The organism is Sedimenticola selenatireducens DSM 17993 (genome assembly GCF_000428045.1).
GTDB classification, from domain to species: Bacteria; Pseudomonadota; Gammaproteobacteria; order Chromatiales; family Chromatiaceae; genus Sedimenticola; species Sedimenticola selenatireducens.
This window is the reverse complement of sequence record NZ_KE386614.1, coordinates 54,764-80,242: the sequence shown is the minus strand read 5'-3', so window position 1 is coordinate 80,242 and position 25,479 is coordinate 54,764. Positions and strand designations below refer to the sequence as shown.

25 protein-coding genes are annotated in these 25,479 nt (G+C 59.8%); 20 read left to right on the top strand and 5 right to left on the bottom strand.

Features of this window, described 5'->3' with window-relative positions:
- The first annotated feature begins 1 nt into the window (after position 1).
- Complete coding sequence (locus A3GO_RS0119065) at positions 2-760, top strand: YdcF family protein (RefSeq protein ID WP_029134759.1); 759 nt, start codon at positions 2-4, stop codon at positions 758-760.
- A 15-nt stretch (positions 761-775) separates the two neighbouring features.
- Here the strand turns inward: A3GO_RS0119065 and murI are convergent, their stop codons facing one another.
- Both murI and A3GO_RS0119055 read right to left on the bottom strand, forming a co-directional pair.
- Positions 776-1,591 carry a glutamate racemase gene (murI, locus tag A3GO_RS0119060; RefSeq protein WP_245621790.1) on the bottom strand — a complete coding sequence of 272 codons (816 nt, stop codon included), beginning with the start codon at positions 1,589-1,591 and terminating at the stop codon, positions 776-778.
- Positions 1,581-2,027, bottom strand: coding sequence for an FxsA family protein (locus tag A3GO_RS0119055; protein WP_037376028.1), 447 nt, complete (start codon positions 2,025-2,027; stop codon positions 1,581-1,583). Before A3GO_RS0119055 ends, murI begins: the two co-directional genes overlap by 11 nt.
- Before the next feature lie 313 nt (positions 2,028-2,340).
- Between A3GO_RS0119055 and cutA the strand changes: the two genes are divergently transcribed.
- The 14 genes from cutA to purD all read left to right on the top strand — a co-directional run bounded on the left by cutA (position 2,341) and on the right by purD (position 15,400).
- The gene (cutA, locus tag A3GO_RS0119050; RefSeq protein WP_029134756.1) at positions 2,341-2,670 is read left to right on the top strand and encodes a divalent-cation tolerance protein CutA; all 330 of its coding nucleotides are present in this window, start codon (positions 2,341-2,343) and stop codon (positions 2,668-2,670) included.
- Positions 2,649-4,970, top strand: a complete 2,322-nt coding sequence (locus A3GO_RS0119045; protein WP_029134755.1) for a protein-disulfide reductase DsbD — start codon at positions 2,649-2,651, stop codon at positions 4,968-4,970. The genes cutA and A3GO_RS0119045 overlap by 22 nt, the downstream gene beginning before the upstream one ends.
- Positions 4,967-5,488 carry a TlpA family protein disulfide reductase gene (locus A3GO_RS24595; RefSeq protein WP_037376027.1) on the top strand — a complete coding sequence of 174 codons (522 nt, stop codon included), beginning with the start codon at positions 4,967-4,969 and terminating at the stop codon, positions 5,486-5,488. The genes A3GO_RS0119045 and A3GO_RS24595 overlap by 4 nt, the downstream gene beginning before the upstream one ends.
- A gap of 6 nt (positions 5,489-5,494) precedes the next feature.
- A complete protein-coding gene (locus A3GO_RS26285) occupies positions 5,495-5,731 on the top strand; it encodes a hypothetical protein (RefSeq protein WP_157606881.1) in 237 nt (78 codons plus the stop codon).
- Complete coding sequence (aroQ, locus tag A3GO_RS0119035) at positions 5,710-6,150, top strand: type II 3-dehydroquinate dehydratase (RefSeq protein ID WP_029134754.1); 441 nt, start codon at positions 5,710-5,712, stop codon at positions 6,148-6,150. The genes A3GO_RS26285 and aroQ overlap by 22 nt, the downstream gene beginning before the upstream one ends.
- 26 nt (positions 6,151-6,176) lie before the next feature.
- Complete coding sequence (gene accB, locus A3GO_RS0119030) at positions 6,177-6,626, top strand: acetyl-CoA carboxylase biotin carboxyl carrier protein (protein ID WP_029134753.1); 450 nt, start codon at positions 6,177-6,179, stop codon at positions 6,624-6,626.
- A 14-nt stretch (positions 6,627-6,640) separates the two neighbouring features.
- Positions 6,641-7,981 carry an acetyl-CoA carboxylase biotin carboxylase subunit gene (gene accC, locus A3GO_RS0119025; RefSeq protein ID WP_029134752.1) on the top strand — a complete coding sequence of 447 codons (1,341 nt, stop codon included), beginning with the start codon at positions 6,641-6,643 and terminating at the stop codon, positions 7,979-7,981.
- 36 nt (positions 7,982-8,017) lie between these two features.
- Complete coding sequence (gene prmA / locus A3GO_RS0119020; protein WP_029134751.1) at positions 8,018-8,896, top strand: 50S ribosomal protein L11 methyltransferase; 879 nt, start codon at positions 8,018-8,020, stop codon at positions 8,894-8,896.
- A gap of 16 nt (positions 8,897-8,912) precedes the next feature.
- A complete protein-coding gene (locus tag A3GO_RS0119015; RefSeq protein ID WP_029134750.1) occupies positions 8,913-10,043 on the top strand; it encodes a DUF3426 domain-containing protein in 1,131 nt (376 codons plus the stop codon).
- 95 nt (positions 10,044-10,138) lie between these two features.
- The gene (gene dusB, locus A3GO_RS24590) at positions 10,139-11,125 is read left to right on the top strand and encodes a tRNA dihydrouridine synthase DusB (protein ID WP_037376024.1); all 987 of its coding nucleotides are present in this window, start codon (positions 10,139-10,141) and stop codon (positions 11,123-11,125) included.
- Positions 11,122-11,418 carry a DNA-binding transcriptional regulator Fis gene (gene fis, locus A3GO_RS0119005; RefSeq protein ID WP_029134749.1) on the top strand — a complete coding sequence of 99 codons (297 nt, stop codon included), beginning with the start codon at positions 11,122-11,124 and terminating at the stop codon, positions 11,416-11,418. The genes dusB and fis overlap by 4 nt, the downstream gene beginning before the upstream one ends.
- A gap of 91 nt (positions 11,419-11,509) precedes the next feature.
- Positions 11,510-13,069: a bifunctional phosphoribosylaminoimidazolecarboxamide formyltransferase/IMP cyclohydrolase gene (purH, locus tag A3GO_RS0119000; protein WP_029134748.1), complete on the top strand. Its 1,560-nt coding sequence runs from the start codon at positions 11,510-11,512 to the stop codon at positions 13,067-13,069.
- Positions 13,070-13,276: 207 nt separating this feature from the next.
- A complete protein-coding gene (gene lpxA, locus A3GO_RS0118995) occupies positions 13,277-14,053 on the top strand; it encodes an acyl-ACP--UDP-N-acetylglucosamine O-acyltransferase (protein ID WP_029134747.1) in 777 nt (258 codons plus the stop codon).
- A gap of 54 nt (positions 14,054-14,107) precedes the next feature.
- The gene (purD, locus tag A3GO_RS0118990; RefSeq protein ID WP_029134746.1) at positions 14,108-15,400 is read left to right on the top strand and encodes a phosphoribosylamine--glycine ligase; all 1,293 of its coding nucleotides are present in this window, start codon (positions 14,108-14,110) and stop codon (positions 15,398-15,400) included.
- Between the two features lie 99 nt (positions 15,401-15,499).
- Here purD and A3GO_RS0118985 read toward each other — a convergent pair whose 3' ends face one another.
- A complete protein-coding gene (locus tag A3GO_RS0118985; RefSeq protein ID WP_037376081.1) occupies positions 15,500-16,483 on the bottom strand; it encodes an aminoglycoside phosphotransferase family protein in 984 nt (327 codons plus the stop codon).
- Between the two features lie 256 nt (positions 16,484-16,739).
- On the opposite strand from A3GO_RS0118985, the gene A3GO_RS0118980 reads away from it, so the two are divergent.
- Genes A3GO_RS0118980 through pdxA form a run of 3 tightly spaced genes read left to right on the top strand, consistent with a single transcriptional unit; the run spans position 16,740 to position 21,852 of the window.
- Positions 16,740-19,517, top strand: coding sequence for an LPS-assembly protein LptD (locus A3GO_RS0118980; protein WP_051302651.1), 2,778 nt, complete (start codon positions 16,740-16,742; stop codon positions 19,515-19,517).
- A gap of 11 nt (positions 19,518-19,528) precedes the next feature.
- Positions 19,529-20,848, top strand: coding sequence for a peptidylprolyl isomerase (locus tag A3GO_RS0118975; RefSeq protein WP_051302649.1), 1,320 nt, complete (start codon positions 19,529-19,531; stop codon positions 20,846-20,848).
- Between the two features lie 20 nt (positions 20,849-20,868).
- Positions 20,869-21,852: a 4-hydroxythreonine-4-phosphate dehydrogenase PdxA gene (gene pdxA, locus A3GO_RS0118970; RefSeq protein ID WP_037376022.1), complete on the top strand. Its 984-nt coding sequence runs from the start codon at positions 20,869-20,871 to the stop codon at positions 21,850-21,852.
- 275 nt (positions 21,853-22,127) lie between these two features.
- Here pdxA and A3GO_RS24585 read toward each other — a convergent pair whose 3' ends face one another.
- The gene (locus A3GO_RS24585) at positions 22,128-22,481 is read right to left on the bottom strand and encodes a TusE/DsrC/DsvC family sulfur relay protein (protein ID WP_084610252.1); all 354 of its coding nucleotides are present in this window, start codon (positions 22,479-22,481) and stop codon (positions 22,128-22,130) included.
- Positions 22,482-22,664: 183 nt separating this feature from the next.
- Here A3GO_RS24585 and cysB point away from each other — a divergent pair, with 183 nt between their 5' ends.
- Positions 22,665-23,633: an HTH-type transcriptional regulator CysB gene (cysB, locus tag A3GO_RS0118960; RefSeq protein ID WP_029134741.1), complete on the top strand. Its 969-nt coding sequence runs from the start codon at positions 22,665-22,667 to the stop codon at positions 23,631-23,633.
- A 235-nt stretch (positions 23,634-23,868) separates the two neighbouring features.
- The gene (locus A3GO_RS0118955) at positions 23,869-24,252 is read left to right on the top strand and encodes a hypothetical protein (protein WP_029134740.1); all 384 of its coding nucleotides are present in this window, start codon (positions 23,869-23,871) and stop codon (positions 24,250-24,252) included.
- Between the two features lie 89 nt (positions 24,253-24,341).
- Here A3GO_RS0118955 and A3GO_RS0118950 read toward each other — a convergent pair whose 3' ends face one another.
- Positions 24,342-25,457, bottom strand: a complete 1,116-nt coding sequence (locus A3GO_RS0118950) for a DegT/DnrJ/EryC1/StrS family aminotransferase (RefSeq protein WP_029134739.1) — start codon at positions 25,455-25,457, stop codon at positions 24,342-24,344.
- Positions 25,458-25,479 lie beyond the last annotated feature (22 nt).

The following is a 25,479-nucleotide window of genomic DNA, read 5'->3' as shown; positions in this document are numbered from 1 at the left end:
GATGAATCAGGAGATCGTCTGGGCTCTGAAAACACTGGTCCTGCCACCGGGGATTCTGATAATACTGGGACTGCTCGGCCTGGTTCTGGCCCGGCGACTGATTGGCAAACTGCTGCTGCTGGCCACCCTGGCCGGGTTCTATCTGCTATCGACGCCTTACTTTTCCGGTCAGCTGATGGCCGGCCTGGAGACGGTTGCCGCACTGACCGAGGACCAGATCCGCAGTTCCAGCGCCGATGCCATCGTGGTGCTGGGCGCCGGCCGACATGAATCGGCTCCGGAATTTGGCGATCAGGACACGGCCAATGCGCTGTTTCTGGAGCGGCTGCGTTACGCCGCCTGGCTATCACACAAAAGCGGCCTGCCGCTGATTCCCAGTGGTGGTACCCCGCGCAGCAACGGCCCCAGCGAGGCGGCGATTGCCAAGGTGCTACTGGAGCAGGAGTTCGGCGCAAAAGTGCTGACCGTGGAAGAGCAGAGCCGCACCACCCGGGAGCAAGCCCGGGCACTCAAACCGCTGTTGAGCAGACGTGGCATTCGCAAGATCATGCTGGTGACCCATGCCTGGCATATGCTGCGCGCCCTGGATGTATTCGAGGCAGTCGGAATCGAGGTGCAGCCGGCACCAACCGGGTTTGCCCATGGGCCGGCTGACCGGGCCTCGTTCCACGACTGGTTGCCCAACGCCAAGGCATTTCTGAACAGCTACTTTGCGCTGCATGAACACCTGGGACGCTGGTGGTATCGTTTCCTCGGCTGAGGCGTTTCTGACAAGTTATTTCACGCTGTCCGGCAGTGGCTCCAAGAGACAGCCAGGCCGCCACAGCCGGGCAAACTGCCATCCGGCCGACCGGGCATCACCACTTACCCAGAATCGTTCGTCGCCGGCGACCGCACTGTCCGTCAACAATCCCAGAAGGTCGAGGCGGCGCTGCAATTCCCGGGCAATTGCCGGTCCGGTATCCACAATCTCCACTTCCGGTCCCGCCAGCTCCTGAATCAGCGGCCGCAGATAGGGGTAATGGGTGCAACCGAGCACCAGGGTATCCACACCCTGCCGCAGCAAGGGAGTGATGATGGACGCAATCAACTCACGTGCCCCGGCACTATCAAACGTGCACGACTCTACCTGTTCCACCCAACCCGGGCAGGGCTGTACGATCACCTGACGCTGTTGCCCATGAGCCGAGACCAGGCGCCGGAATTTTTCACTGCCCAGGGTGCCTTCCGTCGCCAAAACCCCGACCACCCCGCCCCGACTGCGACTGATTCCCGGCTTTAGCCCCGGTTCGACGCCGATTACCGGCAGCGCAAACTGTTGCCGCAGCTCGGCAACCGCTACCGCAGTGGCGGTATTGCAGGCCACCACAATGGCCTTGGCGCCCCGCTCCACCAGGAACCGGCTAATCGCCACAGAACGCCGGAGCACCACATCAGGCGGCTTGCTGCCATAGGGGAGATGGCCGGTGTCGGCCACATAAAGGAGTGACTCCGCCGGCAACAGCCGGCGGATATGTTTCAGTACCGACAGCCCGCCAATCCCGGAATCGAAAACACCGATCGGTCCGGCAACTTCCAGGTCAGTCATCATCCCGACGATATTCGCCTTCAATCACCCGATGCTCGCCGGGTTGCTGCGCAGGATCGACACCCGGGGCGGGACGCATGGTCCCGGAACGTTTCAGGAACCAGACGATCATGGCACGGCGTATGGGCGGGACCAGGCAGAGAAAACCGAACAAGTCGGTAAAAAATCCGGGTAACAACAGCAGGATACCGCTGAGCAGCAACACCACCCCTTCCAGCATTTCGATGGCCGGCACTTCTCCGCGGTCCATCCCGGCCCGCACCCGCATGGCGGTGGAAAAGCCCTGCAAGCGGACCAGCAATCCACCCAGCACCGCGGTAAAAACGGTAAGAAATATGGTCGGCAGGGCGCCTATCTGAGAACCAACCTCGATCAGGAAATAGAGCTCAAACAGGGGAATTCCGACAAACAGCAGCAGAAGCAGGACTATTGGATTCATGGGGGCAGAGCTTACGCCCCGAATCTACGCGATTCAAGCTGACCACCACCTGCCGGGAATCGCCTCATGCCGTGTAGCCCGAATTACTCTCGCAAGAATACAGCGCACTCAAAGGTCAAAAAACTCGGGGTAAATAACAGCTCATCGCCTAATCCAGGGTCTGTTGTGATATCAGGGCAGTTTCTCCAGGTTATCGTGGCGCTCTTGGCGTCTTTGCCAGAGGTTGACGCAAAGTTCAATTCACTGAAGAAGTCTCGCCCTGCAACCACTTTTCATTTTGCGCACAACCGGGCAATCCTGTATCTTCCGGCAGATGCCCGTGGACAAGCTTTTGATCTACTGTACCTGTCCCGACCAGACTAGCGCCGACCGGATTGCCGGCCATCTGGTTGAACAACGACTTGCCGCCTGCGTCAGCATGACGGCACCGATAAAATCGGTCTATGTCTGGCAGGATAAGCTTGAGACGTCGGAGGAGTGGCTGTTGATAATCAAGACAACGCAAGCGCGTTATCCGGATCTGCAACAGGCCATTCTCTCCCTCCATCCCTATGAACTTCCGGAGATCATCGCGGTCCCTGTACAGCAGGGCCTGCCAGCTTATCTCCACTGGATTGATGAATGTACACAACAACAAGATTGAACCCACTGCTCCTGCTACTGATCCTGCTGCTGTTCCCGGTATTTGCCGGGGCCCAGGCGGAACCGGACTACCTGCTGCCACAGCAGGCATTCAAACTCACCGCCCAGGCCGAAGACGCTGACAATATCCGGGTCACCTGGCAGATTGTCGACGGCTACTATCTCTATCGCAGCAAGATCAAAATCACCAGCCAGACTCCTGGCATCACCCTGGGCGACGCCGAATTCCCGGCGGGAAAGATCAAGCAGGACCAGTTTTTCGGTGACATGGAGGTGTACCGCAACTCGGTATCCGTCCTAATTCCCATTCAGAGGGCCGCCGATGCGGGCAGTTCGCTGGTCCTGGCCACGGTCTCCCAGGGCTGTGCCGATGCCGGCCTCTGTTACCCGCCGCAGAAGGAGAACGTCTCCATTACCCTGCCCCCGGCCGCTGCTGTCCAGGAAGCGCCGGCCGCTCCCGCGCTCTCTTCCCTGGGCAACCTGGGTCAGGCACTGGGACTGCAGGAGGAGGACGAGATACTCACTCCGGAGCAGGCCTACCAGCTCTCGGCAACGGTCGAGCAAGCAGATCGAATCCGCCTGATCTGGCAGATCGCCCCGGGCACTTATCTCTATCAGGACAAGATCAGCGTAGAGCTGAAATCCACCGACGGCGTGCAGCTCGGCCAGATCCAGCTCCCACCCGCCGAGATCAAGCAGGACGCATTACGACCCGACGGGACATTCGGCGATCTGCCGGTCTACCACAACGAGATCAATCTGCCGGTGTCACTCATCCGCAGCAACCCCGCCGCCACGGACGTCGAACTCCAGGTGGGTTATCAGGGCTGCGCCGAGGCCGGGGTCTGCTATCCGCCGATCCGCAAAACCCTGTCCCTGGCCCTGCCGGTCCTGCCGGAGGGAGTAGCCGCCTCCCCCTTGCAGCAGGCCCAGCAGGCGCTGATCGCCACCCAGACACCGGATGAGGGTGCGACAGACGCGCCCGCGGAACCCGTTTCCGAACTGGATGAGATAGCCTCTACCCTGGCCGGGGGCAGCACCTGGCTGGTGATACTGCTGTTCTTCGGCCTGGGACTGGCGCTCTCCCTGACGCCCTGCGTCTTCCCGATGATCCCGATCCTCTCCGGCATTATCGCCGGACAGGGCAGTAGCATCACCACGCGCAAGGCGTTCGTCCTCTCGGTGGTCTATGTGCTGGCCATGTCCCTGACCTACACCGCAGCCGGCGTGCTGGCGGGCCTGTTCGGACAGAATCTCCAGGCAGCCTTCCAGGACCCATGGATTCTCGGCTTCTTCGCCCTGGTGTTCGTCCTGCTGGCGCTCTCCATGTTCGGCTTCTATGAACTGCAACTGCCCAGCCGTTGGCAGAGCAAACTGGCGGAACGGAGCAACCGGCAATCCGGCGGCAGCCTGGTGGGTGTGGCGATCATGGGCTTCCTTTCCGCCCTGATCGTCGGCCCTTGCGTGGCCCCTCCCCTGGCCGGCGCACTGATCTATATCGGCCAGACCGGTGACGCCCTGCTCGGCGGCCTGGCCCTGTTTGCCCTGGCCATGGGCATGGGGGCACCGCTGATTATTATCGGCACCTCGGCCGGCAAGTACCTGCCGCGGGCCGGCAGCTGGATGGACAGGGTCAAGGCGGTCTTCGGAGTCGGCATGCTGGCGGTGGCCATCATCCTGCTGGAACGGATACTACCGGCCGAAATCGCCATGCTGCTCTGGGGCATCCTGCTGGTGGTGAGCGCCATCTATATGGGTGCCCTGCGGGAGCTGGCGGTTGAGGCGTCAGGCTGGGACCGGCTCTGGAAAGGCCTCGGCGTGGTGGTACTGGTTTACGGCACCCTGATGTTGATCGGTGCCGCGGCTGGCGGCAAGGATACCGTGCAGCCGCTGCGTGGCCTGATCGCGGCCAGCGGTAGCAGTGAGGCCGCACATCTGCAATTCAGGCGCATCAAGAATGTAACCGACCTGCAACGTGAAGTCGGGGCCGCCAGCGCCGCCGGCAAGCCGGTGATGCTCGATTTCTATGCCGACTGGTGCGTCTCCTGCAAAGAGATGGAACGCTACACCTTCAGCAACCCGAAGGTGATCGCCGCACTGGCCGATGCCGTCCTGCTGCAGGCCGACGTGACCGCCAACGATGAACAGGACGTGGCCCTGCTGCAGGGCCACTTCGGCCTGCCCGGACCACCCAGCATCATGTTCTATGGCCGGGACGGGAAAGAACGGAAAGGCTATCGCGTGGTCGGCTTTATGGGACCCGATGAGTTTTCCAGCCATGTGAGGAACGCCCTGCAATGAATATCCGTTACATCCTGACCCTCCCACTGCTCCTGCTCAGTCTCGTCCTGCTGCTCGGTTGTGAACAGGAGCCGCCAAAAACAACGCTGACCGGTAAGGCCGAGAGTCAGATGCCTGCATTCAGTTTCCCCAACCTGGAGGGCAAGCAGCAGGCAAGCGGCCAATGGGATGGCAAGGTCCTGGTGGTGAACTACTGGGCTACCTGGTGTCCACCTTGCCGCAAGGAGATGCCGCTGTTCATCGAGACCCAGAAGAACTACGCCGAAAAAGGGGTGCAGTTTGTCGGCATCGCCATTGATGACCCCGACATGGTGCAGGATTTTGTCGATGTCTATGACATCAATTTTCCGATCCTGATCGGCAACACCAAGGCGATTGAGCTCTCAAACCGCATGGGCAACCGCTTCGATTCGCTCCCCTTCACCGCCATCTTCGACCGCCAGGGCAAGACCCGCTTTATCCAGGCAGGCGAGGTGCACCGCGAGGTACTGGAGAAAGAGTTACTGCCGCTGCTGTAGGCTAAAATGCGCTACACGCCCTGGCCGATTGAGGCCCCCATCACAGCCCAGCCCGGCAAGTCTTTTAATTCGCTATTAATTTTCGCCGATCTTGGCGTGATCTCCGGTAAAATCTGGACAAACTGGTTCTACTCGGTCAGAATTTGCGTTCAGTTCGATTTTATTCATCAGCAGCTTCAAATGTGCAGCAGCAGCGCGCATCACCTGTCAGGTAAACAAGCATGGCGACCATTCTGGTACTGAACGGACCCAACCTGAATCTATTAGGGACCCGGGAACCGGAGCTGTATGGCCGGGACACGCTCGCCGATATTGAAGAGCGGCTGATCCACCTCACCCAAGGCGCCGGGCATGACCTCACCTTTACCCAGAGCAATGCCGAGCATGAGCTGATCGAGCGCATCCACCGCGCCCGGGATGAGCAGATTGCCTACATCATTTTCAACCCTGCTGCCTTCACTCACACCAGCGTGGCGCTTCGTGACGCCCTGCTTGGAGTGGGCATACCCTTTATAGAAGTGCATCTCTCCAATGTCCACGCACGGGAGCCGTTTCGCAAGCACTCCTATTTTTCCGATATCGCTGAAGGCGTTATCAGCGGACTGGGGGTGCAGAGTTATGAACTCGCACTTGCCGCCGCCCTCAAGCGTCTCAGCATCTAGCCACTGAACCAGGATTTACAGTCACAATGGATATCCGAAAAGTAAAAAAACTGATCGAGCTCATCGAAGAGTCCGATGTCGCCGAGATCGAAATACACGAAGGGGAAGAGTCGGTGCGCATCAGCCGCGTCAGCTCCACCGCCCCCGTCATGAGCATGGCGGCTCCTCAGCCCCAGGTGGTTGCGGCGGCGCACCCTGCCCCGGTGCACGAGACCACGGCTGAAACCAAGCCGGAACTGACGGGGCACGCGATTCGCTCCCCCATGGTCGGCACCTTCTATCGCTCACCCACCCCCACCTCCAAACCCTTTGTCGAGGTCGGCCAGCATGTCAGCGCGGGTGAAACGCTCTGCATCATCGAAGCGATGAAGATTCTCAACCAGATCGAGTGTGACAAGTCCGGTGTAGTCACCCAGATCCTGGTGGACAACGGCCAGCCGGTGGAATACAACGAGCCCCTGTTTATTGTCGAATAAAGGCCCCTGTCGCTATGATCGAAAAAATCGTCATCGCCAATCGGGGCGAAATCGCCCTGCGTATCCTGCGGGCCTGCCGCGAACTGGGCATCAAGACCGTGGCGGTACACTCCGAGGCAGACCGGGAGTTGAAGCATGTCCGACTGGCAGATGAAACCGTCTGCATCGGCCCCGCCCCCTCTGCCGGAAGCTACCTGCAGGTCCACTCCATCATCAGTGCCGCGGAAGTAACCGATGCCGTGGCGATCCACCCCGGGTACGGCTTCCTCTCCGAGAATGCCGACTTCGCCGAACGCGTGGAAGAGAGCGGCTTCATTTTCATCGGCCCCAAACCCGAAACCATCCGCATGATGGGGGACAAGATTACCGCCATCGAGGCGATGAAGGCCGCGGGTGTGCCTTGCGTCCCGGGCTCGGACGGGCCGCTCGACAACGACGAGCGCAAGACCCTGAAAATGGCCACCGACATCGGCTATCCGGTCATTATCAAGGCGGCCGGTGGTGGTGGCGGGCGCGGCATGCGCGTGGTGCATACCGAGGCAACCCTGCTCAACGCCATCTCCCTGACCAAGGCCGAGGCGGGCGCCGCCTTCGGCAACGATACCGTCTACATGGAAAAGTATCTGGAGAATCCACGTCATGTGGAGTTTCAGGTGCTGGCGGACACCCACGGCAACGCCATCCATCTGGGTGAGCGCGACTGTTCCATGCAGCGCCGGCACCAGAAGGTGGTGGAAGAGGCGCCGGCACCGGGCATCTCCGAAGAGTTGCGCAATCGCCTGGGCGAACGCTGTGCCGAGGCGTGCCGTCGCATCGGCTACCGCGGCGCCGGCACGTTCGAATTCCTGTATGAAAACGGCGAGTTCTATTTCATCGAGATGAACACCCGGATTCAGGTCGAGCACCCGGTCACCGAGATGATCACCGGTGTCGATATCGTCAAGGAGCAGCTGCGTATCGCCGCCGGCGAAGCGCTTGCCTACCGGCAGTCCGATATCCAGATCCGTGGCCATGCCGTGGAATGCCGCATCAACGCCGAGGACCCGGACAGCTTCATGCCCAGCCCGGGTGACATCACCCATTTGCATATCCCCGGGGGTCCCGGTATTCGCGTGGACACCCACATCTACGATGGTTACCGGGTACCGCCCCACTACGACTCCATGATCGGCAAGCTGATCGCCCATGGCGAGAACCGCGCATCGGCCATCGCCCGCATGAAGACGGCGCTCTCGGAGATGGTGGTGGACGGTATCAAGACCAACATCCCGTTGCAGCAGCGGATTATGCAGGACGAAGCATTCGCCAAGGGTGGCGCCAACATTCATTACCTGGAAAAGAAACTGGGTATCTAGGAGCCGGATTACCGGCCCCGTCGACTGGAGTTGATCGTGCCCTGGATACAAGCCCATCTGATTACCAGCAAAGACCAGGCACCACTGATCGAACTGCTGTTCGAGAACCTCGGCGCCCTCTCCACCACCCTGGTGGACGCGGAGGACGAACCGCTACTGGAACCCAAGCCCGGGGAACTGCCAATCTGGCAGCAGACCCGGGTCACCGGTCTGTTTGAGGGCCACATCGACAGCGATCACCTGCGCCAACGGATCAATCAGGCTCTCAACAGCGATGTCACCCGCACCCTGGAACTGGAACGGCTGGAAGACCAGGAGTGGGAGCGCGCCTGGCTGGACAACTTCCACGCCATGCCCTTCGGACAGCGCCTGTGGATCTGCCCCCAGGGCAAGCGCCCCGAGCAGCCGGATGCCGTCATCGTGGAGCTGGACCCGGGGCTCGCCTTCGGCACCGGCACCCACCCCACCACCGCGCTCTGTCTGCAATGGCTGGACCACACGCCACTGGAACAACTGGAGCTGATCGACTTCGGCTGCGGCTCGGGAATCCTCGCCGTGGCAGCGCTGAAGCTGGGAGCCAAGCGGGTTTACGCCACCGATCACGACCCGCAAGCGATGCAGGCGACCACCGCCAATGCGGAGAAAAACGGCGTACTTGAGCGACTGCAACTCTGCGACAGCCAACATCCACCCACGCATCCGGTGGATCTGGTGATGGCCAATATCCTGGCCGGCACCCTGATCGAACTGAAAGATATACTGACCCGGCTGACCCGCCCGGGCGGCCGGATCATTCTCTCCGGCATTCTCAGCGAACAGGCGCAGATGGTCAGTGATGCCTACGCCGACGCATTCAGCATGCAGCCGCCGCGACAGCAGGAGGAGTGGATACTGCTGGAGGGACGGCGAAAATGAGCGGAGCCGGCTGAGCGTGTACACCCAGTGCCCCCACTGCCAGACCCTTTTCCGCATCAGCGCAGAACAGCTGAAGGCGGCCGCCGGCAAGGCACACTGCTGCCGCTGCGATCAGGTATTCAGCGCCCTGGACAATCTACGTGAACCGCAAGCGGACGAGGAGTGGCCGGACTCCCGCTTCATTGATGATTTTTCCGCACAACAAAACCTGGAACTGCCGTTTGACGCCCACCCGGAGGATGACAGCCCGCAGGAGATACAGAGTAGCCTGACAGAACTGCTGCAAACATTGCAGATCACACCCGAAAACGCAGTACCCGAGCCGGACGGATTGGAGGACAACCAACTGGCGATGGACGATGAGCGCGACCCGTTTGAACCTCTCTATATCTTCAACGACCCGGAAATGGATAGCGTTCAGATCGGCCTTGATTCCCAACTCCACGACACTGTCGACTCAGCCACCGGTCCAGCGCATGAGTCGACAACCCCGGATAGTCCGGCATCAATTGAAGCAGAGCTAGCGGATACCGATACTGAACCACAATTTTCCGCAATTCGGCAGGCGCCGGCCGCCCCGATCGGCCCGGCACCCTTTGATATCCCGGATAACCTGCCTGAAATCCAGCCCACTGAAACTGTTCCCCTCTCCCTCGAGGAGACCCTGGAAAATACCGCCAATGGCAGAAGGGGGACATTCGGCTGGTCGCTGGCTATTCTCTTGCTGTCCCTGCTGGCCCTGGGTCAGTTGGGCTGGTTCGGCCGCGACCACCTGTTGCGCCACCCTGCGGGCAGACAGCTATTGGAGAGCGCCTGCAGCCTGCTACCCTGTCAACTGCCACCCCGGCACGAACCGGAAAAAATCCAGGTAGTCTCCCGCGCCATCACTAGCCACCCGGATAAGGCGGACGCCCTATTGGTGTCGCTTACTCTGCGCAATGACGGCGATTTCGCCCAGGCATGGCCGCAACTTGAGCTGAGCCTACTGGACGACAATGGCGGCCTGGTCGCCCGACGCAGCTTTCGTCCGGAGGAGTACCGCAATACAACCGGGGGCTTGCTGCAGCCAGGAATCCCCGAGACCCTGCGCCTGGAATTGGCCGATCCCGGCGACCGGGTGGTGGGCTTCCAGTTCGACTTCCACTAGCCTATTAGGCCGGGCCAACCGCTTGTCCCCCCTGGCGGATAGTCGTACCATAGCCGCCTCTCTTCGCGACCACTCCAGAATTCGGCCCTGTAACGATGCGCATTGGTCCCTACCAACTCGACAACAATCTGCTGGTTGCCCCGATGGCCGGGGTCACGGACCGTCCGTTTCGCCAGCTCTGTCGCCGTCTCGGTGCCGGCATGGCGGTCTCCGAGATGATCTCATCCGACTCGTCGTTGCGGGGTAGCCGCAAAACAGTGCGCCGGCTCGATTTCGAGGGTGAACCGGGGCCGGTCTCGGTGCAAATCCTCGGTTCAGATCCCCGGACCATGGCGGAGGCAGCGCGAATTAATGTGGGCCATGGCGCCCAGATTATCGATATCAACATGGGTTGCCCGGCCAAAAAGGTGTGCAAGGTAGCGGCCGGATCAGCGTTGTTGATGGACCCTCCCCTGGTCGGACGTATCCTGGAGGCCGTGGTCCAGGCGGTGGCGATACCGGTGACCCTGAAGATCCGCACCGGCTGGGACCCACACAACAGAAATGGCCTGGAGATCGCACGTATCGCCGAGGCTAGCGGCGTGCAGGCGTTGGCTGTGCACGGCAGAACCCGGGCCTGCGGATTTTCGGGCCAGGCCGAGTACGACACCATTCGCCTGATCAAACAGTCCATCGCCATTCCAGTGATAGCCAATGGCGATATCGATTCACCGGAAAAAGCAAAAAAGGTGCTGGAACAGACCGGCGCCGATGCTATTATGGTCGGCAGGGCCGCCCAGGGGCGGCCCTGGATATTTCGCGAGATTGCCCACTACCTGGCAACAGGGGAAAAACATTCTCCTCCCCATCCGGAGTGGATTCGCGATATCCTATTGGAGCATCTGGGGAATCTGTACGCATTTTATGGCGAGCTTCAGGGGGTGCGTATCGCACGCAAGCATATCGCCTGGTACAGCAAGACCCAACCGGGAGGTGCGCTCTTCAGACAGCGCATTAACACAACCGACTCAACGGAAAAACAAAAAGCCCTGATCGTGGATTTTTTCGATCAGCTGGCCATAAATAAGGAGCGGGCAGCATGACGATGGATGCCTTACTGGCGCAAGAATCAAACAAGCCACACTTTTCTGTGGCCAAGAACAAGGCGACTGAACCACTGCGTGAATGCGTCAGGGATGCCCTGGCAAGCTATTTCAAACAGCTGGATGGCCACAGCGCGGCCAACATCTACCAGATGGTACTGGCAGAGGTGGAGCAACCGTTGCTCGATACAGTCATGAGTCACACCGAGGGCAACCAGACCCGGGCCGCAGAAATTCTCGGCATCAGTCGCAGCACGCTCAGGAAGAAACTGGCTCTTTACGATCTCGATTGAGCCTGTTCGAGGTTTTTAGCAAATTAACCCATAACGCGGCCCGGTGGCCGCGTTTCCATTAATCATCCAGCAACAGAGCAGGATCAGGATAATGACAGCAATCAGCCGAGCCCTCATCAGTGTCTCAGACAAATCCGGTATTGTGGAGTTTGCCCAGGCACTTCATCAGCGCGGTGTGGAGATCCTCTCCACCGGCGGCACTGCCAGCCTGTTGGCCAAACAGAATATCCCAGTCACCGAGGTCTCCGCCCATACCGGCTTTCCGGAGATGATGGACGGCCGGGTCAAGACCCTGCACCCGAAGATCCATGGCGGCATCCTTGGTCGGCGCGGTATTGATGATACGGTGATGGCAGACAACAACATCGCCCCGATCGACATGATCGTGGTCAATCTCTACCCGTTTGAGCAGACCGTGGCCAATCCGGACTGCGATCTGCCGACCGCCATCGAGAATATCGACATCGGCGGCCCCACCATGCTGCGTGCGGCGGCAAAAAACCATAAGGATGTCACCGTCATCGTGGACGCGGCAGACTATGGCCGGGTGCTGCAGGAGATGGACGCCAACAGCGGCAGCGTCACCGACGCCACCCGTTTCGACCTGGCGGTCAAGACCTTTGAGCACACCTCCAATTATGATGGCGCCATTGCCAACTATCTGGGCAGCCGACTGGCGGGCGAGACCAGCGACTTCCCACGTACCATCAACCTGCAGTATCGCCAGGTGCAGACCATGCGCTATGGCGAGAACCCGCACCAGAAAGCGGCCTTCTTTGTCGAGCGCGACCAGGCGGAAGCCTGTATCGCCACCGCCCGACAACTGCAGGGCAAGGAGCTCTCCTACAACAACATCGCCGATACCGATGCCGCGCTGGAGTGCGTCAAGCAGTTCTACGAGGCGCCGGCCTGCGTCATCGTCAAGCATGCCAACCCTTGCGGCGTCGCCTTCGGCAGCGATCTGACCGACGCCTACGAGCGCGCCTTCAGCACCGATCCGGAATCGGCCTTCGGCGGTATCATCGCCGTCAACCAGACCCTGGATGCCAAAACCGCACAGGCCATTGTGGACAAGCAGTTTGTCGAGGTGATTATCGCCCCTGATGTCGCCGCCGATGCCGTGGAGATTATTGCCGCCAAAAAGAATGTCCGTCTGCTGGCCTGCGGTGAATGGAACAAGGAGTCCAGCCACCGCCTGGAGATGAAGCGGGTCAACGGCGGCATGCTGGTACAGGATGCCGATCTGCAGCTCTACAATGAACTCAAGGTGGTCAGCAAACGCGCACCCAGCGAGCAGGAGATGGAAGCGCTGCTGTTCAGCTGGCGGGTGGCCAAGTTCGTCAAGTCCAACGCCATCGTCTATTGCCGGGACGGCATGACCATCGGCGTCGGCGCCGGGCAGATGAGCCGGGTCAACTCGGCCCGCATTGCCGGCATCAAGGCCGAGCATGCGGGACTGGTGGTGCCGGGATCGGTGATGGCATCCGATGCCTTTTTCCCGTTCCGCGACGGCCTGGACAACGCCGCCGCTGCCGGTATCCGTGCGGTCATCCAGCCAGGCGGCTCAATGCGCGATGACGAGGTGATCGCGGCAGCCGATGAGCACGACATCGCCATGGTCTTCACCGGCATGCGTCACTTCCGACACTAGGCCGACACTGTCGACCATTATGAATCTGCACTCTTCGATTCAACCGCGAAGGACGCAAAGTGCGCCAGGAGATACCCTGGCTGATATTGATGTCGCTTCTCGGGTCCGTCGTCGGCCATCCCGGCAAGCGAAAAATTGGGAGCGTACAAATTCGGTGCCTTTCTTCGTGTGCTTTGCATCCTTAGCGGTTGAAATGGGGCTTTCAGAATGAACATTCATCCAACCGCCATCGTCCATGACAGCGCCCGGCTACATGCGAGTGTCGAGGTAGGCCCCTATTCGATCATCGACGCAAATGTAGTGATCGGCGAGGGCTGCCGGATCGAGAGTAGCGTGCGCATCTTTCAGGACACCCGGCTGGGCCGGGACAACCGGGTGTGCCACGGGGCGCTGCTCGGTTGCGAGCCACAGGACCTGGGCTTTGCCCCGGAAAAGAGTCGCCCCCTGCTGATCGGCGATCACAATCATTTCCGCGAAGGCGTCAACATCAGCCGTGGGGTGAAGACGGAGGGGGGCTCGCAGATCGGTGACCACAACTATTTCATGTGCGGCTTCCATGCCGGACACGACTGCCGTCTCGGCAGTCACAATATTTTTGGTCCCAACAGCGCCATTGCCGGGCATGTGGAACTGGGCGAGCGGATCTTCATCTCCGGCCTGGTGGCCATTCATCAATTCTGTTTTATCGGCGACTACGCCATGATCGCCGGCTGCGCCAAGGTGGTGAAGGACATCCCGCCCTATGTCACCTGCGACGGCAATCCGGCCCGGGTGATAGGTCTCAATACCGTCGGGTTACGACGGGCTGGCATGCCGTCGGCAAACCGGGCCGCCATCAAGCAGACTTACAAGATTCTCTATCACTCCGGTCTGAATACCAGCCAGGCACTGGCACAGCTGAAGCAGGAAAATTCCACTCCGGAAAGCGCCAATATCATCCGCTTTTTCGAACAGAGCGACCGGGGCGTCACGGCACACCGCTAAACGCAGACCGGTGCAAGATCATCTATAGATATTAAAAACGCAGGGCAAACCAACATGAACATCCTGATTATCGGCGGCGGTGGTCGCGAACATGCACTGGCCTGGAAGGCCGCCCAGTCCCCCCTGGCGGAGAAGATATTCCTGGCGCCAGGCAATGCCGGCACGGCGCTGGAACCCGGTATGGAGAATGTGCCGATCGGCGTGGAGGAGATAGACGCCCTGCTGGAATTTGCCAGGTCAAAGCAGATCGGTCTGACCATCGTCGGCCCGGAGGCCCCCCTGGTACTGGGCGTGGTGGACGCTTTCACCGCCGCCGGCCTGAAGTGCTTCGGTCCCACCCAGGGCGCTGCTCAACTGGAAGGATCGAAAGCCTTCACCAAGGATTTCCTGGCACGCCACCGGATCCCCACCGCGGCCTATGGCAACTTCACCGAGATAGGGCCGGCACTGGAATACCTGCACCGGGTCGGCGTGCCCATTGTCATCAAGGCCGATGGCCTGGCGGCCGGCAAAGGGGTGATCATCGCCCACGAAATGACCGAAGCCGAGGCCACTGTGCGCGACATGCTCTCGGGCAACAGCTTCGGTGAAGCGGGTCACCGGGTGGTGATTGAGGAGTTTCTCACCGGCGAAGAAGCCAGCTTCATCGTCATGGTGGATGGCCAGCACATACTGCCCATGGCCAGTTCCCAGGACCACAAGGCGCGGGATAATGGCGACAAAGGCCCCAACACGGGCGGCATGGGCGCCTACTCTCCGGCCCCGGTAGTCACCCCCGAGATGCACGACCGCATCATGAACGAAGTGATCCGGCCGACCGTGGAAGGCATGGCTGCTGAAGGACTCCCCTATACCGGTTTCCTCTATGCCGGCGTGATGATCAATGCCGACGGCGTACCCAAGGTACTGGAGTACAACTGCCGCTTCGGCGACCCGGAGACCCAGCCGATCATGTTGCGCATGAAATCCGATCTGGTGGCCCACTGCCTGGCTGCGCTGGATGGCAAGCTGGACACACAACAGACCGAGTGGGATGAACGCGCCTCCCTCGGCGTGGTACTGGCAGCTGGAGGCTATCCGGACAGCTATCAAAAGGGCGATATCATCAGTGGTCTGCCAACCGTCCCTGTCGAAGGAGAAAAGGTATTCCATGCCGGTACCGCCGAAAAGGACGGCGCGGTGATCACCGCCGGTGGGCGGGTGCTCTGTGCCACCGCGCTGGGCAACAGCGTCGCCGAGGCGCAGGCACGCGTCTACGACCTGGTCGGAGCGATCCACTGGAATAACCTCTACTACCGTACCGACATTGGTTACCGGGCGGTGGCGCGGGAGCAGGCACGCGATTAAACCGCCTGCGAATCATGGGGTGGATGGGTATGCATTCCCACGCGGAGCGTGGGAACGCGGGGGGAAGCCGGGCGGGACTTTGCCGCGACAGTCTTCGCGTCAGAGCCGGGGCAGCAGCCGCTGTTCAATCAACTGCCCCAGCCCGGCCAGTTCTGGATAGCGACCGGCCACTTCGACGATATAACCCAGGGTCCGGGGAATATCCCCCAGGTAACCCGGCTTGCCGTCGCGGTGATTGAGGCGGGCAAATATGCCGCTCGCCTTCAGATGCCGCTGTACGCCCATCAGGTCGAACCAGCGCAGGAACTGCGCCTCATGCGTCGGCTGTAACACACCCGATTGGACCGCCAGCTCAAAATACCCCATCGCCCACTCTTGCACCCGTGGTGTCGGCCAGGCGATATAACAATCCTTGAGTAGCGAGACCAGGTCATAGGTCACCGGCCCTGCCACCGCATCCTGAAAATCGAGTATCCCGGGACTGGGCGATGCGCTGACCAACAGGTTGCGACTGTGATAATCCCGATGTACACAGACCCGGGGCTGCTCCAAAGCGCTGGCAACCAACAGGTCAAAACAGCCTGCCAGCATCGTCTGCTCGCTATCGTCCAGTTCCAGACCGAGATGACGACCCAGCAGCCAGTCGGGAAACAGCGCCATCTCCCGCCGCAGCAACGCCTCATCGTAGAGCGGCAGACTCTCGCGTGGCCCCACCGACTGAATCACCGCCAGGGCAGCCAGGGCATCACCATAGAGCCGGTCCACGGTTTCACCGTTCAACCGGTCCAGGTAGTGAACCGTGCCCAGATCCTCCAGCAGGATAAAGCCCTGCAGCGGATCGGCGGCATGGATTATCGGCACATGCAAACCGACCGCGCCCAGCTGTTCGGCAATGCGCAGAAACGGTGCACAATCTTCCTGTTCGGGCGGGGCATCCATGGCAATCCGGGTGCCACCGTCGGCCAGGGTAATGCGGAAATAGCGACGAAAACTGGCATCATCCGAAGCCGGCTCAATGCGGAAATCCCGCAGACCGACCCGTTCAGTCAACCATTGGATCAGGGCTTGTTCTCTCTTGGGCATCACCGGTTCCGTACTGCAGCGGGCCATCCTTCACACTCACCCAGGCATGCAGAACGGAGTGTTGAAGCAGTTGCGGCCATTGAAGAAAAAGCGATTCTATGCGATTTTATGCGGTTGTTGCCATGGCTTCTCGTATGAGAGACGCTGGAGCGGACCGCCAGGGGCGGCGGTACAGGGTACGATAAGGCGGAAAAGGCCCGTACCGACCCAACCAATCAAAAACAATTAGAGAATTGCCGTGCCTGGAATACGAAGGATGCTACCGCTTGCCATCAGTGGATTGCTGTTGGTCCCTACCGCCCAAGCCGCCTCAAAATGGGATTGTCGCGCATCCAGTAACGGCGGTTGGGAGTGTTTTCAGGACGGTGAGCCCGTTCCATCAGAGCCGGTTAGCCAGGAAAAAACTGCCCCCGGGACTCCGGATAGCGGCGATGTACCCGGGCCAGATGCCGACCAGGCCGGCGCCGTCACCCGGCCCTTGGCAGAGACACCCGCACCTGTAGCCGAGCCTGAGCCGGCCGCTGAACCCGAGCCGGCCGCTGAACCCGAGCCGGTGGCTGAACCCGAGCCGGTCGCTGAACCCGAGCCGGTCGCTGAACCTGAGCCGGTCGCTGAGCCCGAGCCGGTCGCTGAGCCTGAGCCGGTCGCTGAGCCTGAGCCGGTCGCTGAGCCTGAGCCGGTCGCTGAGCCTGAGCCGGTCGCTGAGACCGAGCCGGTTGCTGAGCCCGAGCCGGTCGCTGAGCCCGAGCCGGTCGCTGAGCCCGAGCCGGTCGCTGAGCCCGAGCCGGTCGCTGAGCCGGCCGTCGAACAACCGCCAGCAGTCACCCCACCCCATTCCACAGCGACCGCGAGTAGTGCCGCGGCGCGTATCGACCGTGGTCTCAACTGGAATCAGTGCGGCACCAGGGGCGCTTCCGGCGTGGGGACTATTATGCCGGTCACAGACTATGACACCCGAATCGAGGCGGATGCGGCCGACCTTTACCGCCGTGAAGACCGCACGGAGTTTTTTGGCAATGTGCAGATTGAACAGGGCAATGATCGACTGGAGGCAGACCACGCCACTTACCTGAAGGGGGCCAATACCCTGGATGCGGACGGCAATGTCTATCTGGAACAGCCAGGACTGCGCGTCACCGGCAGCACCATGCATTACAACCTGGAATCCAAGCAGGGCACTGCGACGCAGACCGAGTTCCGCCTGACCGATCCGGTAGCACGGGGCACCGCCAGCACGGCGGAGCTGCTGAACGCGGATCAATCGCGCTACGACGACGTCCGCTACACCACCTGTCCACCGGGAAACAATGGCTGGCAAGTGGAAGCGAAGGAACTGGAGATCGACCAATCGACTGGCGTGGGGGTGGCCCACAACGCCAAGCTGCGCTTCAAAGGCGTACCCTTTATCTATCTCCCCTACGTCAGCTTTCCGATCGACGACCGGAGAAAGTCCGGTTTTCTGCCGCCCACCATCGGCAGCTCCACGAATTCCGGGGCAGATATCGCCATCCCCTACTATTTCAATATCGCGCCCAATATGGATGCCACCTTCACGCCCCGCATCATGAGCAAGCGCGGTATCCTGCTGGGGGGTGAATTCCGCTATCTGACGGAAAACAACCAGGGAGAGATCCGCGCGGAACTGCTGCCGAGCGACAGCGAACAGGGGCCCGGAGAGAGCGATACCCGCGGCGCAGCCAACATGCTGCTGAACGGGACCCCGGCACCGCGTTGGAGCTACGATATCAACCTCAATTACGTCTCCGATAACGATTACATCGATGACCTGGGCAACAGCCTGGCGGCCACCAGCGCAAAACACCAGGAGCGGCGCGGCGACATACGCTACTACGGCAGTGGCTGGAGCTTCCTCGGCCGCGCCCAGCAGTACCAGACCATCGACAACACCATTGCCGTCAGTGATCGCCCCTACAGCCGACTTCCCCAGCTGCTGCTTAATCTGGAGAGGCCGGATCAGGCAATGGGTCTGACCTACCATCTCCATACCGAATATGTCCATTTCGGCCACAGCTCGGATAACAAGGTGAAGGGCGAGCGGTTCGATCTGCAGCCCGGCATCAGCCTGCCCATGCGCCGTCCCTGGGGCTTCCTGACACCGAAGCTGAGCCTGCGCCACACCCGCTACAGCCTGGAGAATCAGACGGCCGGGTTGAGTGACAGTCCAGACCGCACCCTGCCGACATTCAGCCTGGACAGCGGGCTCTATTTTGACCGTGCCGGCAACTGGTTTGGCAATGCCATTACCCATACGCTGGAGCCGCGTCTGTTCTATCTCTATATCCCGGAAGAGGATCAGAGTGATCTGCCGGATTTCGATACAGCCGATCTGGACTTCAGCTTTGCCAATCTGTTCCGGGAGAACCGATTCAGTGGCACCGACAAGGTGGGTGACGCTAACCAGTTGACCACCGCCCTTACTACCCGCGGCCTGAGTACCGAAACCGGCGAGGAACTCTTCCGTGCCAGTATCGGTCAGATACTCTACTTCAGGGACCGGGATGTGCAGCTCCTCTCCAGTGGAGCCGTCACCAACGAGGACAGCTCATCGATTGTCGCCGAGGTGTCCGCCAAGCTGACCCGGAACTGGCGCGCCCAGGCCGGCGTACAGTGGAACCCGCACGCCGACGTCGACGCCACGGAGAAAAACGCCTTCGGCATCCACTACCTGGATGATAAACAGCGTATTCTGAACCTGACCTATCGCTTTACCGATGGGACAATCGAGCAGACCGACCTTTCGGCACGCTGGCCGATCACCCACCAGCTGCATGCCGTCGGGCGCTGGAACTACTCGCTGCTGCATAAAAAGAGCATGGAGACCTTTGCCGGTATCGAGTATGAAAGCTGCTGCTGGGTCAGCCGCTTTGTCGTCCGCGACTACCGCTCCGACGCCAATGCCGAGGGTAACCTTGCGCTGTTCCTGCAACTGGAGCTGAAGGGGCTTACCAGCCTCGGTGACAAGATTGATCAATTCCTGGAACGCGGTATCCTGGGCTATCGCACTGACAACTGATTGACACATTAATGACCACTAGAAAGACCCTGTTAAACGAGCTGGGGCTTCTGCTCCTGAGCCTGATCATATTCCTGGGATGGCCTACCATTGCCCGCAGCCAACAGGTCGAGCCGGTTGATGAAATCATTGCCGTGGTCAACGACGACATCATAGTTCGCAGTGAACTGGACAACGAAATAATAAAAATTGTCACGCAACTGCGGCAGCAGGGCCAACGCCTCCCACCCCAGGCGATTATTGAAAAACAGGTATTGGACCGACTGATACTGAAAAAGCTGCAGCTGGAGGCAGCAACGCGGGCAGGTATCAAAGTCAGCGAAGATATCGTGGCCCAGGCCATCAACAACATCGCCCAGAACAACAATCTGAATCTGTCCGAATTCCGCCGCGCACTGGAAGATGAGGGTATCAGTTTCAGCGGCTTCCGCCGGAATATCCAGGAAGAGATTACCCTGAAGCAACTGCTGGACCAGGAAGTACGTCGACGCATCCGGGTCACTGATCAGGAGGTAGAAACCTATCTCGCACGTCAGGCCAGCAATCTGGGGGAGCGCTCCGCTTATCATCTGCAGCACATCCTGATCGCCACCCCTGAAGCCGCCTCACCGGAACAGATGGAGAGCGCGCGTCAACAGGCCGAGTCGATCGTGCGTTCCCTGCGTGGTGGCGCCGACTTTGCCGATCTTGCCATCACTGAATCCGATGGACGACAGGCGCTTGAAGGGGGCGACCTGGGTTGGCGTCCGGCCAACCAGCTGCCCACCATTTTCGTCGACCTGGTGATCAATATGCAACGCGGGGAGATCAGTGACCCGATACGCACCGCCAGCGGCTATCACATCATCAAACTGAACGACTATAAAGGAGGCGATCGCAAGATCGTCACCCAGAGCCATGTCCGGCATATCCTGATTAGTACCAACGAGGTGACCTCCAACAACGACGCCCGCACACGACTGGAGCAGCTGCGCCTGCGTATCCTGGGCGGAGATGACTTCAACGCCCTGGCCCGTTCCCACTCCGACGACAAATCCTCCGCCATCAAGGGGGGGGATCTGGGCTGGACCACCCCCGGCGTACTGTTGCCCCGGTTTGAAGAGGAGATTGCCAAACTTGCCCCTGGGGAGTTGACCGAGCCGTTCCGTACCGAATATGGCTGGCACCTGGCCCAACTGCTGGAGCGCCGCGATCATGACAGCACCAGCGAGGTTCAGAAGGCCGAAGCCAGGAAGGCTATCAGCGACCGCAAGACCGCCGAAGAGAGTGAACTCTACCTGCGCCGCCTCAGGGACGAAGCCTTTATTGACATCCGTATCAGCGATTCCTGAGGAGAACGGTTAAATTGAGCATGCCACGCCCGCTCGCATTCACCCCGGGCGAACCCGCTGGAATAGGCCCCGACCTTTGCGTGCAATTGGCGCAAGACAGGCGCGACTATCCGCTGGTGGCCATCTGCTCACCGCAACTGCTGACGGATCGTGCCGCACAACTGTCTCTCCCGCTCAGGATTAATCCTTATAGATCCGGGCTGTCGGCAACGCGGGAAGCCGGCAGTATCAGCGTTCTTCCGGTAGAACTCATCGAGCCAGCCCAACCCGGCGTGCTGAATCCGGCCAACGCCCGCTACGTGCTGGAGACCCTGACCCAGGCAACCCGGGGCTGCATGGACGACAGTTTCAGCGCACTGGTAACCGGTCCCATCCACAAGGGCATAATCAACGACTCGGGTATTGCCTTCTCAGGCCATACCGAATTTCTGGCGCAGCTGACCAACGCTTTCCCGGTGATGATGCTGGCCTGTCCAGGTCTGCGAGTGGCACTGGCCACCACCCATCTGCCGCTGAAGGATGTCAGCTCCGCTATTACCCGGGCATCGCTGGCCCAGGTGATCAGAATCCTGCACCAGGACCTGACCCGCCGCTTCGCCATAGCCAACCCCAGAATACTGGTCTGTGGACTCAATCCACACGCGGGTGAGGGAGGACATCTTGGCATGGAGGAGATCAACACCATCAGCCCGGTCCTGGAGCAGTTCCGCCAAGAGGGGATGCGGCTGGAAGGACCACTGCCTGCGGACACGCTCTTCACAACCCACTATCTGAAACAGGCGGATGCGGTCCTGGCCATGTATCACGATCAGGGATTACCGGTACTGAAGCACCTGGGATTTGGTAACGCTGTCAACATCACCCTCGGCCTGCCGATCATCCGCACCTCGGTTGATCATGGGACTGCCCTGGATCTCGCCGGCACCGGCACGGCCGACATCGGCAGTCTACAGGCGGCTATCAAGGCCGCCCACCAGCTGACCCTGGCCGCCACAGGCAGGTAAGTAAAGAAGCAAACAGGTAGACCCTCAGCCTGGCTGCCGCCACGATTAACCGCGAGAGAGTACTCTTAACCCGTCCGCGCCTGCCCGCGCCGCCGGCGGACCGCATTCGCAGCGGGGCGCCGCCCCTACCCAGATAAACCCCAAAACACACTTACAAAAAAACGCCCGGACTAGCCGGGCAAAGGGAGGTATAACACGGTAAAAGGGTAACCCCTAAAAACTGACATTGCCTTCCGGCAGACTGTCTGGCCCGAAGCCGGACAGAAGATTCTAAATTAGCTCAAGTAGGCCCTGGCCTCTTCGCCCGGATTGGGCAAGCCGGCGATCCGCCAGACCTGGAGACACCCTCCAAACAGGCTTTTGACCTCTGTCCTTGAAAGCTCACTACTACGGCATATACGGCGCATGGGAGGGATGGCGCCAAGGCGCAGGTAGCGATCACGTACAAATCGGATCACGCGCCAGTGGGCTGCCTGCAAGGGAGCTACCCCTTCCAATTCGGCCAACCGTTCCGCCAACTGATCATCCCAGGACTCCGCATCACACAGGAAACCATCCTCATCAAAACCGAGGGTGGCCAATACGGAACCATTTCTTGCAGATTCACTTACTCGCTCTAATGCGCCCATTGATAAAGCTTCCTACAATGTTAATAGTTTCTGCACCCATGCGGAGACGGCTTCAACCGCCCCTGGATGTGCTTGCATAAAACTATAGCGCGGCGAGACAATACATCAAAATAACTTTTCCGTCTATAGAAATAGTTGATTGTTATAACGGTAATACGAATCATTCTATATATTAGGCCCATTATGAAACTACAACAGCTCCGCTTTCTGCTGGCAGTGGCGCAGAATGACTTGAACATTACTGCGGCGGCCGAGCGGCTATTCACCTCCCAACCGGGGATCAGCAAGCAGATACGCCTGCTGGAAGAGGAGTTGGGTGTGACCATTTTTGAGCGTACCGGCCGTCAACTGACCGGGATAACCGATGCCGGCAAGGCTATTATCAGCCGTGCTGAAGCGGTATTAAGGGAAGTTGACTCAATCCGTGATGTCGCCAGTGAATTCAGTGATCCTCGTGCCGGCAGCCTCTCCATCGCCACCACCCAGGCCCGCTATGTGCTGCCCCCGGTGATCAAGGCGTTTCGCGCACGCTATCCGCAAGTCGACCTGCAGATGCACCAGGGCAACCCGGAGCAGATTTCCGAAATGGCCGCTGGCGGTGGCGTCGATTTCGCTATCGCCACGGAGGCGACAGTGGACTTCGGCAATCTCATCATGATGCCTTGCTATCACTGGAATCGCACCATCATCACCCCTTGCGACCACCCGCTAAGAGATGTCGACCCACTGACACTGGAGGCGGTGGCGGAATACCCGATCGTCACCTATGTATTCGGTTTTACCGGACGCTCCCAGCTTGACAAGGCCTTCCGTCGGCATGACCTGGAGCCGAACGTGGTGTTCACCGCGACGGACGCCGATGTCATCAAGACCTATGTCAGGCTGGGCATCGGTATTGGTATCCTGGCGAAGATGGCCTATAGCCCCGAGCAGGACAAGGATCTCTGTTCCCTCGATGCCACCCACCTGTTCCCCCCAAGCACCACAAGACTCGGCTTCAGGCCCGGTCTGTTCCTGCGGGCATATCATTACGATTTCATCGAGCTGTTTGCCTCCCACCTGACCCGGGAACTGGTGGACAATGCCGTCGAGGCGGCTTCCGAACAGGAGCGAAACGCACTCTTCACCGACCTCGTTCTTCAAGAGTATTAACCTGTTTCGCAAACCCGGTTGCAGGGCTCGAAAAAGGCTCTCCCCGGTCGAAAAAACAGCCCTCAAAAACGCCATGAACTTCGCAGCGGAAACTATTGTCGAATTCCTGTTTTTAAAATAATATCAGGCCGTCTCCGGTCCGCCAGCCCCCTGCCGAACCGGGAAGTCATCGTCGGTAATCGGGCGGTTCCATTCCGGCTCCGCCTGGGAAAAGTTTGCATAAAGCGGGGAAGAAATGAGCAAAACGAATTATTGGCACGGCTATCTTGAAGCTGGTACGAAAAGCTCACCGGTACTGCGCGACCCGAGCATGGAAACAGGCAATACGAACACCGTTTATCTCTACTCATTGAACCGCAACAAGATCCTCGAATTTCAGGCGGGTATTGTTGAGCAGAAGCTGCGGGAGCTTGGCAAGGATGAATCCGAATTGATCAGTTCGCTCAATGCGGGCTACAAAAAGGCCAAAAAAGAGTTTACGCCGCGCGCCTCCATGCGTCTGAAGCAAGTGGAACTGACACCCCAGTCCACGGCACCGGCAAAGCCGGATCTGGATGAGATTGACGATTCCGACCTGGATGATGACCTGGATATCGATATGGACATGGATGACGATTAAGCCAGCCGCCGACGCGGTTTGACCCGCACCGGCAGACAATCGACCCAACCAGGTCCAGACGCCGGCCGCCCGATGCGGCCGGCACTGTTTCAGATTTCCTCGATCCGCTCACAGACGGCATCAACCTGGGCTTCTGTCATCGCCGGGAATATCGGTAGCGACAGAGTCTCCCCACAGACACGATCCACCACCGGCAGGTCCCCCGGCCGATAGCCCAGATCCGCGTAGATCTGCTGCAGATGCAGCCCCAGTGGATAGCACTGGCTGTTGCCGATCTTGTGCTCGTTCAAGTGAGCCCGCAACACGTCGCGGCGGGGATGCCTGATAGTATAGAGATTGAAGGCATGGCGACCCTGGGCGGGGCGCACCGGCGTGACCAGATCCAGCTTTGAGAGGCGCACATCATACCAGTCGGCCACCCGGGCACGAGCGGCGATATCCTGCTCCAGTTTAGCCAGCTTTATACGCAACAGGGCAGCCTGAACCTCATCCAGGCGGCTGTTGTAACCCAGTTCATCGTGGGTAAAGGGGGCGGTTGCGCCATGATTTCGCAACTTCAGCAGACGCTCCTTGAACGTTGCATCACTGGTGCTGATCAGCCCCCCATCGCCATAGCAGCCCAACACCTTGGTGGGATAGAAACTGAAACAGCCACTGTCCCCCAGACTGCCCACGACAGCCTCGCCACAGCGCGCACCAAACGCCTGGGCACCGTCCTCAATGACTTTCAACCCATGCTGCTGTGCCAACTGATTCAACGCCCCCATATCCGCCGGATTACCGAAAATATGTACCGGCAATATCGCTTTGGTTTTCGCGTTGATCCTGGCGGCCACACTGTTGGGGTCGAGATTGAAGCTCGACTCATCGATATCAGCAAAAACCGGGGTCGCCCCGACAATCGAGATGGCCTCGGCTGTGGCAAAAAATGTAAACGGTGAGGTAATCACCTCATCACCCGGGCCAATGTCCAGGGCGCGCAACGAGAGTACCAGCGCATCGGTACCGTTGGCCACCGCCACGGCAAACTCACTGCCGATATAGGCCGCGGCCTCCTGCTCAAAGGCACGCACATTGGGACCAAGGATAAAGGCCCCTCCGGCCCCGATTGCCTCAATGCGGCTGAACCACTCCTCCCGCAACGACTGGAACTCCTGTTGCAGACTGAGATAGGGCACACCCTGGGACGCTGTTTGCTGTGTCATTGTATATTCCAATAGTTCTGTA

Bases quoted from the DNA above. Each gene is read 5' to 3' on its own strand.
- A3GO_RS0118975 (WP_051302649.1), top strand. From the start codon at position 19,529: ATGACCACTAGAAAGACCCTGTTAAACGAGCTGGGGCTTCTGCTCCTG.
- accC (WP_029134752.1), top strand. From the start codon at position 6,641: ATGATCGAAAAAATCGTCATCGCCAATCGGGGCGAAATCGCCCTGCGT.
- A3GO_RS0119055 (WP_037376028.1), bottom strand. From the start codon at position 2,027: ATGAATCCAATAGTCCTGCTTCTGCTGCTGTTTGTCGGAATTCCCCTG.
- cysB (WP_029134741.1), top strand. From the start codon at position 22,665: ATGAAACTACAACAGCTCCGCTTTCTGCTGGCAGTGGCGCAGAATGAC.
- A3GO_RS0118985 (WP_037376081.1), bottom strand. From the start codon at position 16,483: ATGCCCAAGAGAGAACAAGCCCTGATCCAATGGTTGACTGAACGGGTC.
- A3GO_RS0118980 (WP_051302651.1), top strand. From the start codon at position 16,740: ATGCTACCGCTTGCCATCAGTGGATTGCTGTTGGTCCCTACCGCCCAA.
- purH (WP_029134748.1), top strand. From the start codon at position 11,510: ATGACAGCAATCAGCCGAGCCCTCATCAGTGTCTCAGACAAATCCGGT.
- A3GO_RS26285 (WP_157606881.1), top strand. From the start codon at position 5,495: ATGCGCTACACGCCCTGGCCGATTGAGGCCCCCATCACAGCCCAGCCC.
- dusB (WP_037376024.1), top strand. From the start codon at position 10,139: ATGCGCATTGGTCCCTACCAACTCGACAACAATCTGCTGGTTGCCCCG.
- A3GO_RS24595 (WP_037376027.1), top strand. From the start codon at position 4,967: ATGAATATCCGTTACATCCTGACCCTCCCACTGCTCCTGCTCAGTCTC.
- pdxA (WP_037376022.1), top strand. From the start codon at position 20,869: ATGCCACGCCCGCTCGCATTCACCCCGGGCGAACCCGCTGGAATAGGC.
- fis (WP_029134749.1), top strand. From the start codon at position 11,122: ATGACGATGGATGCCTTACTGGCGCAAGAATCAAACAAGCCACACTTT.
- A3GO_RS0119045 (WP_029134755.1), top strand. From the start codon at position 2,649: ATGTACACAACAACAAGATTGAACCCACTGCTCCTGCTACTGATCCTG.
- murI (WP_245621790.1), bottom strand. From the start codon at position 1,591: ATGATGACTGACCTGGAAGTTGCCGGACCGATCGGTGTTTTCGATTCC.
- A3GO_RS0118955 (WP_029134740.1), top strand. From the start codon at position 23,869: ATGAGCAAAACGAATTATTGGCACGGCTATCTTGAAGCTGGTACGAAA.
- cutA (WP_029134756.1), top strand. From the start codon at position 2,341: ATGCCCGTGGACAAGCTTTTGATCTACTGTACCTGTCCCGACCAGACT.
- aroQ (WP_029134754.1), top strand. From the start codon at position 5,710: ATGGCGACCATTCTGGTACTGAACGGACCCAACCTGAATCTATTAGGG.
- accB (WP_029134753.1), top strand. From the start codon at position 6,177: ATGGATATCCGAAAAGTAAAAAAACTGATCGAGCTCATCGAAGAGTCC.
- lpxA (WP_029134747.1), top strand. From the start codon at position 13,277: ATGAACATTCATCCAACCGCCATCGTCCATGACAGCGCCCGGCTACAT.
- A3GO_RS0118950 (WP_029134739.1), bottom strand. From the start codon at position 25,457: ATGACACAGCAAACAGCGTCCCAGGGTGTGCCCTATCTCAGTCTGCAA.
- A3GO_RS0119065 (WP_029134759.1), top strand. From the start codon at position 2: ATGAATCAGGAGATCGTCTGGGCTCTGAAAACACTGGTCCTGCCACCG.
- A3GO_RS24585 (WP_084610252.1), bottom strand. From the start codon at position 22,481: ATGGGCGCATTAGAGCGAGTAAGTGAATCTGCAAGAAATGGTTCCGTA.
- purD (WP_029134746.1), top strand. From the start codon at position 14,108: ATGAACATCCTGATTATCGGCGGCGGTGGTCGCGAACATGCACTGGCC.